This window comes from Methylovulum psychrotolerans (assembly GCF_002923755.1).
In the GTDB taxonomy this organism is placed as follows: Bacteria; Pseudomonadota; Gammaproteobacteria; order Methylococcales; family Methylomonadaceae; genus Methylovulum; species Methylovulum psychrotolerans.
Genome location: NZ_PGFZ01000006.1, coordinates 109,529 through 118,409, shown reverse-complemented (window position 1 = coordinate 118,409; position 8,881 = coordinate 109,529). Strand labels below are relative to the sequence as shown.

13 protein-coding genes are annotated in these 8,881 nt (G+C 48.4%); 9 read left to right on the top strand and 4 right to left on the bottom strand.

Annotation, left to right across the window (positions count from 1 at the left end; translation table 11 throughout):
- Positions 1-438: 438 nt before the first annotated feature.
- From AADEFJLK_RS13855 to AADEFJLK_RS13845, 3 genes are all read right to left on the bottom strand, one after another.
- Positions 439-960, bottom strand: a complete 522-nt coding sequence (locus tag AADEFJLK_RS13855; protein WP_103974684.1) for a hypothetical protein — start codon at positions 958-960, stop codon at positions 439-441.
- Positions 960-1,175 carry a hypothetical protein gene (locus AADEFJLK_RS13850; RefSeq protein ID WP_103974683.1) on the bottom strand — a complete coding sequence of 72 codons (216 nt, stop codon included), beginning with the start codon at positions 1,173-1,175 and terminating at the stop codon, positions 960-962. The genes AADEFJLK_RS13855 and AADEFJLK_RS13850 overlap by 1 nt, the downstream gene beginning before the upstream one ends.
- Before the next feature lie 93 nt (positions 1,176-1,268).
- Positions 1,269-1,709 carry a helix-turn-helix domain-containing protein gene (locus AADEFJLK_RS13845; RefSeq protein WP_211299221.1) on the bottom strand — a complete coding sequence of 147 codons (441 nt, stop codon included), beginning with the start codon at positions 1,707-1,709 and terminating at the stop codon, positions 1,269-1,271.
- A gap of 153 nt (positions 1,710-1,862) precedes the next feature.
- Here AADEFJLK_RS13845 and AADEFJLK_RS13840 point away from each other — a divergent pair, with 153 nt between their 5' ends.
- The 9 genes from AADEFJLK_RS13840 to AADEFJLK_RS13805 all read left to right on the top strand — a co-directional run bounded on the left by AADEFJLK_RS13840 (position 1,863) and on the right by AADEFJLK_RS13805 (position 7,554).
- Positions 1,863-2,741: a phage tail tape measure protein gene (locus AADEFJLK_RS13840; protein WP_146054607.1), complete on the top strand. Its 879-nt coding sequence runs from the start codon at positions 1,863-1,865 to the stop codon at positions 2,739-2,741.
- Between the two features lie 221 nt (positions 2,742-2,962).
- On the top strand, positions 2,963-3,586 hold the full coding sequence (locus tag AADEFJLK_RS13835) for a hypothetical protein (protein ID WP_103974680.1): 624 nt from the start codon (positions 2,963-2,965) through the stop codon (positions 3,584-3,586).
- Positions 3,583-4,752, top strand: a complete 1,170-nt coding sequence (locus AADEFJLK_RS13830; protein WP_170065120.1) for a DNA circularization N-terminal domain-containing protein — start codon at positions 3,583-3,585, stop codon at positions 4,750-4,752. The genes AADEFJLK_RS13835 and AADEFJLK_RS13830 overlap by 4 nt, the downstream gene beginning before the upstream one ends.
- Positions 4,745-5,194: a phage baseplate assembly protein gene (locus AADEFJLK_RS25155; protein ID WP_146054606.1), complete on the top strand. Its 450-nt coding sequence runs from the start codon at positions 4,745-4,747 to the stop codon at positions 5,192-5,194. The genes AADEFJLK_RS13830 and AADEFJLK_RS25155 overlap by 8 nt, the downstream gene beginning before the upstream one ends.
- A 1-nt stretch (position 5,195) precedes the next feature.
- Entirely contained in the window at positions 5,196-5,816 is a 621-nt protein-coding gene (locus tag AADEFJLK_RS25150; RefSeq protein ID WP_211299220.1) for a phage baseplate assembly protein, read from the top strand.
- 2 nt (positions 5,817-5,818) lie between these two features.
- A complete protein-coding gene (locus AADEFJLK_RS13820) occupies positions 5,819-6,175 on the top strand; it encodes a hypothetical protein (protein WP_103974678.1) in 357 nt (118 codons plus the stop codon).
- Positions 6,172-6,582, top strand: coding sequence for a phage baseplate assembly protein domain-containing protein (locus tag AADEFJLK_RS13815; RefSeq protein ID WP_103974677.1), 411 nt, complete (start codon positions 6,172-6,174; stop codon positions 6,580-6,582). Before AADEFJLK_RS13820 ends, AADEFJLK_RS13815 begins: the two co-directional genes overlap by 4 nt.
- Before the next feature lies 1 nt (position 6,583).
- Complete coding sequence (locus AADEFJLK_RS13810) at positions 6,584-6,982, top strand: phage GP46 family protein (RefSeq protein WP_103974676.1); 399 nt, start codon at positions 6,584-6,586, stop codon at positions 6,980-6,982.
- On the top strand, positions 6,979-7,554 hold the full coding sequence (locus AADEFJLK_RS13805) for a baseplate J/gp47 family protein (protein ID WP_103974675.1): 576 nt from the start codon (positions 6,979-6,981) through the stop codon (positions 7,552-7,554). Before AADEFJLK_RS13810 ends, AADEFJLK_RS13805 begins: the two co-directional genes overlap by 4 nt.
- A gap of 35 nt (positions 7,555-7,589) precedes the next feature.
- Here AADEFJLK_RS13805 and AADEFJLK_RS13800 read toward each other — a convergent pair.
- Positions 7,590-8,815, bottom strand: a protein-coding gene (locus tag AADEFJLK_RS13800; protein WP_428839016.1) for an IS3 family transposase whose coding sequence is annotated in 2 segments (ribosomal slippage) — positions 7,590-8,539 and positions 8,539-8,815 — 1,227 coding nt in all. Because the reading frame shifts where the segments join, the coding sequence is not laid out codon by codon here.
- Between the last annotated feature and the right edge of the window lie 66 nt (positions 8,816-8,881).

Below are 8,881 nucleotides of genomic sequence, written 5' to 3'. Positions count from 1 at the left end.
GCTGCAAAATTTTCAGGATCGTCAAGGACGTTTACCGGGGCAAACACAAAAACTACTCCCTGACATGGAGCCTGGTGGCCGCACTGGTTAACCTGAGATATGGCAACATTTAGGAAAGATGTCTATTAAAAGCGTAAAAAAAACGCGGGTTGAAATGACGGCTTAAGAAATGTGCTTAAGGGTTCGCCCCACACCCGCCAACCCGCCGCCGCCCGTGTGGCGGCGGCCTCCGAGTAAGGGGGGGTATGGAATAGGATATGGATTTTGGTCTAAAAATAGGCTGGAAGGCGCGTAGTTGCTAGGTTTGTTGAATTTTGTAGAAAATCTTGATTTTGGGATTTTTGGGCAAGATTTTGGGGTTTTTGGTGGGGTTTAAAATGGATAATAAATTTATTGTGGCGGATTTTATACCCATTTATAGAGGGTTTAAACAGGGCTTTATTGATTAATGGATGATAGGTATTTTGTTGCCCTGGCTAATTTCGCATCCTCTTCCTGTGCTAACTTTTTCGACAATCCATCATGAAGCATTCGGCATTTATTATATAAAGACGCATATTTTTTTGCCATCTCCGGTAACTTTTCCCGCTTACAAGCAAGCTGCATTTTTTCATAAATCCTTAGTTTTTCAGAGGTGATGCAAAGCTTAATGCGCGTTGGCTGATGTAAGAAACCAAACCGCTTTTCTGCGCGTGGCCTCACATTCTTTATGATCAGATTAAATTCAACCATTGCCTCATCAAACCGCCCGGACTGCTGTAAAAATAAAGGCAACCGAAGCCATTGCTCAATAAGCCTGTTATCTTTTCCTTGCATTAATTCCTTGGCTTCTTTTAAGTAGGATATAGATAATTCCAAATCCGTTTTTTTATAATGCGTCGCCTCTCTATGTAAGTCATCAATCTTTTGATCAAGCTCATCGTAATCATGCGTTGCCGATACTGAAACAATAATTTTCATCAGCCACCATCCTTTTTCTGGTTACTTAAAATATCCTCAAGCAGCTGCACTGACTTGGTAGATAGCGCAATCAATCGCATTAATGCCCCGCCAATAAAAACTACAAATCCCACCGCAAGCGATACGGCGATAACTAAATAATTGCCCGTCAATACAGAATATAAAAACACCATTGCCGCTACTATGATATAAGCAAGCCATTTTAGAAATGCCATAATCCGCCCTTATATTTTAATAAATTCAGCCTAACAACACCTGATCGATTGCCATTGGTGCGTTAGGCTGTATTAGTTCTTAAAGCGAACAGTTTACCCCAGTTTTTTCCTTATTTCACCCAGTTCTTGCTCCATCCTATTCAGCCGTTCTTTTTCCTCAGCAACTGAGAGTATTTCCCGTTGTTGCTTTTCATCTAGGGCATTAAACAGCTCCAGCATTCCTGCTTGCCTCCGACTTAATTCTTTTTCTGCATCATTAGCGGCTTGGGGTGCTCTGTGCATTTCGCCTTGTCCGGTCAATAGCCAATTGATATTTATATTCGTTTGAATACATATTTTTGACAGAGCTTCAGTGGCTGGTGATCTTTTTCCTGCAAGATATTGCTGTAGCGTTACATACGGTACTCCTGTTGATTCGCTAAACTCCCTTATATTCATACCGCTGTCATCTATCGCTTGCCTTAATCTTGTGCATATATTCATTTGAATAATTCCTGTTGACTTAATATTCGTTTGAAGTAAAATTGTACTCAATCGAACGTAACAAGACGATTATACGGCTTTACGAACACAAGGCGAAAGCCTTAGCCAAAACGGACTTTAAGTCCGTTTTGGCTACCAACGGCCTAAATGGCCACTAACCCAAGGAGAGAGTAATGACACGAAACCAAGTTTTAGCCAAGTTGGTTGAAAGGGGCAGTAACCCTACCCTATCTTGCTAAAACTGCTGTGGCAAATAATGCTAATCCGCAAGATGTCGGAAAACTGGCAAATACAGTGTATGGCCAAGGTTTCGTCACGAATGTCGATGAATTGAAGCGGGCTAATAATGCCATTATTGCAGTGGGGCAAAAGAGCAGTTTTGAATATAAAAATCAGGTAATGCACATGCCATCCCAATTGCCTTATGCAAAAACGGCGGGTATGTCGGGGTTAGCAGCAGTGCGTGATGTCGCCGTATTAAACGGCACATCCAGTTTGGTCATGGGTACGCCTGATGAGGCCGCAGTAGCCACGCATAATTATTTGATGAAAATGTCTTCTCAAGATACGGCCAAGGATTTTAAAAAATATAATAGACGTGATTTGCATGAAGCCCTTATGGATGCCCGTGCGAAAGGCATAAGCGCCCTTGAGTTTTGGCAGCAATTGATCAGCCAAGAAATGGCAGAAGACCCTAAATTAAATAAATACAAGGCTAAGTTAGATAAGGCCAAAAACCCACAAGAAGCTAAAGCCATATTAGCGGATATTGAAATGATTGCCAAAGGCTCAACTATTTCTAGGTATTTTCAGGAAATGCGGGGGCAGACGGGAGCATTGGGTTATCAAAATGCACCGTACCGAAAAATCCTTGAAGACACGGCAAATGCAGCCATTAGGGGGGAATTTACCCCTAATGAAAGCAATTTCGCTTATATTTCTCAAACTAGCCCCTATAAGATTTCAGCGGCTGGGCAAACGGTTGATGCGGCGGAAAAGCATATACTTGATGATGTAACGCCCTATTTAAGTAAAGCTGCCGACGCTGCGAGACAGGAGTCGAGTAGTCCCCAGAAGCGATAGTGCCTGAGTTTTCACGAAGCGAAGCGTAAGTGAAAATGCAGGCTATACGAAATCGCGTCGAGTCATTGGAGAGCATGTGAGCCACCCCTTGTTGGGTGGCGAGCGAGTGACCAGGACGGCTGGGGCAGCCGAAGGCATAAGCGGTCGCGTGATTTTTGCTGATTGACCGGCAAGGATGCCGAAGCAATCTTTCGCAAAAATAGCGACTCCCCTTTTCTTTTATGTCATTGTCCGAACGTTATCCGATACTGGCCGATACGGCGGCGGTCGCGCCGTGGGTAGCGGGTGGGGCAGTCGGTGCGGTAGGTGGTTCTATGATGTTAAGACGGTTAATGCCCGCTGCTGCTGGTGCTGCAGAAACGGTGGCCGGAGGGTCGCTTGCCGCCAGTTCGACGGCTTTATTGACTCGGTCTTCGTTAGCATTTAATAGCACAATGGCAAATACAACGGCCTTTTTCAGCCGCTTACCCGCGATTAGCCGCACGGCCACAGCTTATGCCGCCCCCTATTTCCCTTTATTGTCAAAAGCGACGGCGGTAACAGGGGTCGGCTATGGCAGTTACCAACTGGCTAGCGGTGTTGATACAGTCATCGGTAAAGTCATGCAAATGATGACTGGGCATGAGACAAAGCTTAGCGCAATGATCGGGTCTACTCTTTATGACTGGAGCCATAATATGGAGCCGATTAAAGTCGATACAAACACACAAATCACCGTTGGCTTAGCGCCGGGATTTGTCGTTACAGGCCAGGAATCTACCACAAAAAGCACTGCTAAAGCGGGTGAGAATACGACAACTACAAAAATTGGAAAAACTGGCAATATGTGGAAGGACGTACCGTGAAAACATGGCGAGATAGACTAGTAACAGCATCATACTGGGATCAAACTTTCTTAACCGAAAGCCATGAGACTAAGCTAGGTCGCAAGCTGGTGGTGCATGAATATCCCGGTGCTGATCTGCCGCAAATCGAAGATTTCGGCATGAAGGCCTCGGACTTGCATATAGTCGCCTATTTCATTGGTCCCAATTACGATGAAGAGCGGAATATATTTTTGCTGTTATTGCAGGATGGCGATTCTCATACGCTCACACATCCCTGGTTGGGTGACATGGAAGTCCGCCCCAAGGACTGGACGATTTCAGAAAGCAACGAAAAGGGCGGCTTTTGTACGATTACGATTGATTTTGTCGCAGTCGGCGCGGTGATGTCATATAGCAAGTTGGTTTGGGTTGATGAAGTGGTCAAGCAAACTTCGGCACTGGATCAACTGATGTTAGATATTTTTGCTATTTTCAAAATGGGTTCGGATGCTGTTAACGGCTACATGAAAATTGTGTCAACAATGATGGACGGTTGGCGCAATATCATTGCTATCGCCCGGTTGCCGCTGACTTGGGTGCAGCAAATAACGGGGCAGATTGATGGCATCAATGCCGATTTTGATGCGCTGTTGGCGATTCCTGGGCAATTCGAGGCGGCGGTTTTGGCGGTGTTTGGTTCAATAGCTGGGGCAAGTGCTGATGTGGCCGATACGGACAAGCCGCGTATTATCGCCTTATTGACCGACCGAGCTACCCGTTACCCTATCAATGCTACCCTGCTAACTATGTCAGTGCCGACCACGTCGGCACTGGTGTTGCCCGTCAATATCGAAAAACATAAGGCGATGCAGGCGGTGGCCTTGGTGTCGGCGGCCAGCCAGATAGCCTTGATCGATTATAACGATGCCGCTACCCGCGACACGGTGCTGGCAGAGATCATAACGGCCATTGATATTCTGGTACCGCAATTGCCAGACGCGCTATTTCAGTCGATGTTGGCTTTGCGCGTGGCATTGCTGACTGCGCTGCGGGATCAGGTGTTAGATGCTACGCAGTCGGTTGAACTGATTAATTACATGCCTGCGGTAGTGATGGCGTGGCGGTTTGAGCAAGATGAGGCGGTTTTTGATGCCATGAATACCGTCACCCATCCGCTATTTGTGCGCGGGTTGGTTTATGGTTGAGATTCAGTTTGATGGTGTCAAATATGGCTATTGGCAAACGGTGGAGATTCACGCGTCCGTTGATGACCTATGCGCGTCCATACAGCTCGGCATCAGCTTACCGCCCGGTACTGATGTGTTGCCGTTATCTAAAAATTCGGTGGTCAGTGTGTTGGTGGATGGCCTGCTGGCCGCGACGATGCGCGTCGATGATATGCGCCGTAGGAAATCAGCCAGTAGCCATAATGTTTCTATCGAGGGGCGCAGCTTGGGGCGTGAGCTGATAGATTGCCAATACTCGGCCAAGCTGTCTAACTTAAAATTGGCTGAGATTGTAAAGCGTCTTTGCGATACCTTTAAAGTGCCTTTAAAGGTGCTTGTTGAGACGGTGGTAGTGCCGGATTTTGCCATGCAATGCGAGTCCGCCTTCAAACGCGCTGATCAATGCCGCGCGGGCGGCTAACTTGCTGCTGTATCCCACGGCTGACGGCGGCTTGGTATTGACTGAGCCGACTAGCGATGCGCCTGTAACGTCGTTGGTCTATGGTCAGCATCTGTTAAGTTATTCGGTGATCGATGAGTATAAATTGCGCTTTAGCGAGTATGTCGTTAAAGGCTTTGACCATGATTCTAGCGTATCGACCAAAGGCTCGGCTATCGATGATGAGTTTACGTTTTTTAGGCCGCTGCACATTGTGGCCGACAAGTATGGCCAAGGTGTCGGCGGCTGTGATCGCCGTGCTGAGCTGGAGCGTAACCGCCGCAAAGCGCGGGCGCATCGGTTGGAGCTAGAGGTACAGGGCTGGCAAAGTCCGGCTGGGTTATGGGCTATAAATAGCCAGGTCCGGGTGGTCATACCCGATGAGCGGATTGATGCGGTTTACCTGATCGGCGATCGGACTTTTAAGCTGGATGCCCAGGGCGGTAGTATTACGATGATGCAAGTGATGCACCGCGAGGCGTTTATTGGCGAAAAAGTGCCAAAAACGAAAGCTCCGGCTAAGGCGGGCAAGGGTAAAGCCAAAAAAGCGGCTAAGAAGGGGCGTAAAAAAACGCCTAAAACTGTGATTAATCCGGGGGAATGAGAGTGAATGATGTCGATGCTATTATCGCTATGATGGACAATAAAAGCCTTGAGGCCATGACGGATGATGATATTGATACGTTGCGGCGGCTGCTTATTGATGAGCGTGTACGACGGGAGAGGTCGGGGAAAAAGCCTGTTTTTGTTGTGTCTGGTGTTATCCGTAAAGATTTAAAAAAGTCTTTGGCAGCATTAAAAAATGACATTGAAGATGTGTTGAGTTATGAAAAAGGTTGTGAGGCCTATTTTGATCATATTATTAAGCAAGATAAAGGGGCGATTTTACTTTCTTTAAAATTGGAATTTTGGAATGAATCAGAATATGAAGCACGGCCTGATGAAGTTTTTACATCATCATGATTAATCAAATATGGAACCGATTGCAGCTTATTTTTGCTACGGGCAATATCACGTTAATCACAGGCAGAAAAGCCCAGGCGACGGTGCTGGATGAAGAGGTGCTGGACAATGTTAAGCTTGTCACGCCATTTGGTTTTTCTCATGCGCCCAAGAAAGGCAGTCAGGCTTATATCCTATTTCCCTCCGGCGACCGCACTTTCGGCGTAGCGATTGTTGTGGGTGATAATAGTTATGCGATGGAGCTGGCCGAGGGCGAGGTCGCGTTAAATGATGACAAAGGCAATTTTGTGCAAATAAAAGCTGATGGCTCTGTCGTGCTTAAGTCCTCGGTGTCGGTGACAATTGATGCGCCAAGCTTGGCGGTAAACGGCAATATCACAGCGACCGGGACGATTACTGGAGGTTAATATGTTGCAGTTAATTCAAGATGATAAAGGTCAATTTAACCTGGTGTTTAATGCTGCCGCCATGACCGATCCTAACGCTGCTTTTTCAACCCTGGTCTATGCTGCGTTATTTACAGATGCTGAAGCGACGGCAACACAAATGCCTGATCGCTATGAACGACGTGGCTGGTGGTTTGATGCTACTGCTGGATCATTAATCTGGTGGTATCGCCAGCAAGCCTTAAGCCCGTCTGTCCGCGCGGCTACTATTGCTAACATCAAATCGGTGCTGGAAAGTTATCCGGCTTTATCCGCAATCGACATTCAAGACATTACGCCGATGGGAAATGTTTCCAGCCTGATTTTGACTATCGGGGCAACGTACAATACCGTTAAAGCCCTTGTCACTATTGCCTTATGACTACTTATACCCGCCCGTCATTTTCCGAGCTTAATACACGCATTACTGCCGATTTGTCGGTTATCCCTGCTGTGTTGGCAGAGCCGTTGGCGGCGATGTGGGCGCGGGCGTGTCATAGCCAACACGGTTATTTGGATTTTATCCTTGCCCAATGCTCACCGTTAACGTGCGATTTAGACCACCTTTATGATTGGGCGGCACTGTATGCGGTTAATCGCTTGCTGGCTGTGGCCGCGCAGGGTGTCGTTATGGCGACGGGGACAGCCGGGGTTGATGTTCTGGCCGGGGCTTTGTTACGCGCCCCTAATGGCTTGGATTATCAAGTGTTGTCAGCGGTCACGCTGACGGGTTCGCCAACGCCTGTAACTGTGCGCTGTACGACTGCCGGAAAAGCGACAAACGTTGTCGCTTTTGCTGTTTTGGCGTTGATAGACCCGATTATCGGTTGCAGCAATAATCTCACTGTAGGCACTTTAGGCTTGACGGGCGGCGATGATGATGAGGCGGTTGATGCGTGGCGGTTGCGAGTTTGTGATGAATGGCAGACAGTCGTCCGGTATGGTGGCCGTTAAGTGGCCCCCATTGTCCAGACAATATTTAGCCTAGTTTAAGATAGTGTCATTGCCATTGCAGCGGATTGGCGCTGCCCCGTTTCTCCGTTTGAAGCATTTCGTTTATCGCTAAAATGATCTGCTATTTTTGCCCCGCCGCCGACCGCCGTCCGATAGACTTCATCGGGCGTTTTATAGCCCAGTGATTGATGGTAACGTCCGCTGTTGTAGAAAACAAAATAGTCGGCCAGCCCTGATAGCAATTCCGGCAAATGGGCGTAACCTTTCAGATAAACATCCTCATGCTTGACGCTCCGCCACAGCCGTTCGACAAAAATATTGTCCAATGCCCTGCCGCGTCCGTCCATGCTGATTGTGATGCCGTTGTCCTTGAGTACGGCTATCCATTTGTCGCTGGTGAACTGCGCCCCTTGGTCGGTGTTGAAGATTTCGGGTATCCCGTAGAGCCTGAGCGCAGTTGCCAAGCAATCCACGCAAAAGCCGACATCCATCGTGTTCGACACTTCCCAAGCCAAAACCTTACGGCTGTACCAGTCGATGACCGCCACCAGGTAGACAAAACCGTGCGCCAGCCGGATATAGGTTATGTCCGTACTCCAAACGTGGTTAGGGCGGACAATGCCCAAGCCCCTGAGCAAATACGGGTAAACCGCGTGCGCCGGGTGGCTTTTGCTGGTGTTGGGGCCGGGTGCCATCCCTGCCAAGCCCAGGATGTGCATCAGGCGCTGCACGCGCTTGCGGTTGACGCAATGGCCTTCGGCGCGTAGCCAAGCCACCATTTTCCGGCTGCCGTAAAAGGGGCGGCGGGTGTATTCCTCGTCCAACAAGCGCAGCAACATCAGTTCGAACCCGTCCACCCTTTCCGCTTTACCCGCATACACGGTCGACCGGGCGATGCCCGCCAAACGGCATTGGGCTGTTACTGGCAACTGCCCGTCATTGGGGGCAACCCACGCTTGCCGCAGGCTTAAGGGTTGATCCCGGACTTTTTTTTCAGCCAGTCCAACTCCATGTTGAGCTGTCCTATCTTGGCGTACAGGCGTTCGGGGTCGCTTTGCGGGTCAACCGCCTTCGGGCCGCGCTTCGTCTCAAACAGTTGCCCGGCATTCTCCAGCAAGGCTTTTTTCCAGAGGCCGACTTGCGTCGGATGGACACCGTGTTCTTGGGCTATCTCATTGGCCGTCTTTGTACCTTTGACCGCCTCCAACGCCACCTTCGCCTTTTGTGCGCCGGTCATCAATTTACGCTTTTTCTCACTCATTTTCGTCCACCTGTTTTATGATGGACACCATCTTAAATTATTGTCTGTTTTTATGGGTCCACTATA

Coding starts and splice junctions, on each gene's coding strand:
- AADEFJLK_RS13855 (WP_103974684.1), bottom strand. CDS start 960: ATGAAAATTATTGTTTCAGTATCGGCAACGCATGATTACGATGAGCTT.
- AADEFJLK_RS13850 (WP_103974683.1), bottom strand. CDS start 1,175: ATGGCATTTCTAAAATGGCTTGCTTATATCATAGTAGCGGCAATGGTG.
- AADEFJLK_RS13835 (WP_103974680.1), top strand. CDS start 2,963: ATGTCATTGTCCGAACGTTATCCGATACTGGCCGATACGGCGGCGGTC.
- AADEFJLK_RS25155 (WP_146054606.1), top strand. CDS start 4,745: ATGGTTGAGATTCAGTTTGATGGTGTCAAATATGGCTATTGGCAAACG.
- AADEFJLK_RS13815 (WP_103974677.1), top strand. CDS start 6,172: ATGATTAATCAAATATGGAACCGATTGCAGCTTATTTTTGCTACGGGC.
- AADEFJLK_RS13810 (WP_103974676.1), top strand. CDS start 6,584: ATGTTGCAGTTAATTCAAGATGATAAAGGTCAATTTAACCTGGTGTTT.
- AADEFJLK_RS13805 (WP_103974675.1), top strand. CDS start 6,979: ATGACTACTTATACCCGCCCGTCATTTTCCGAGCTTAATACACGCATT.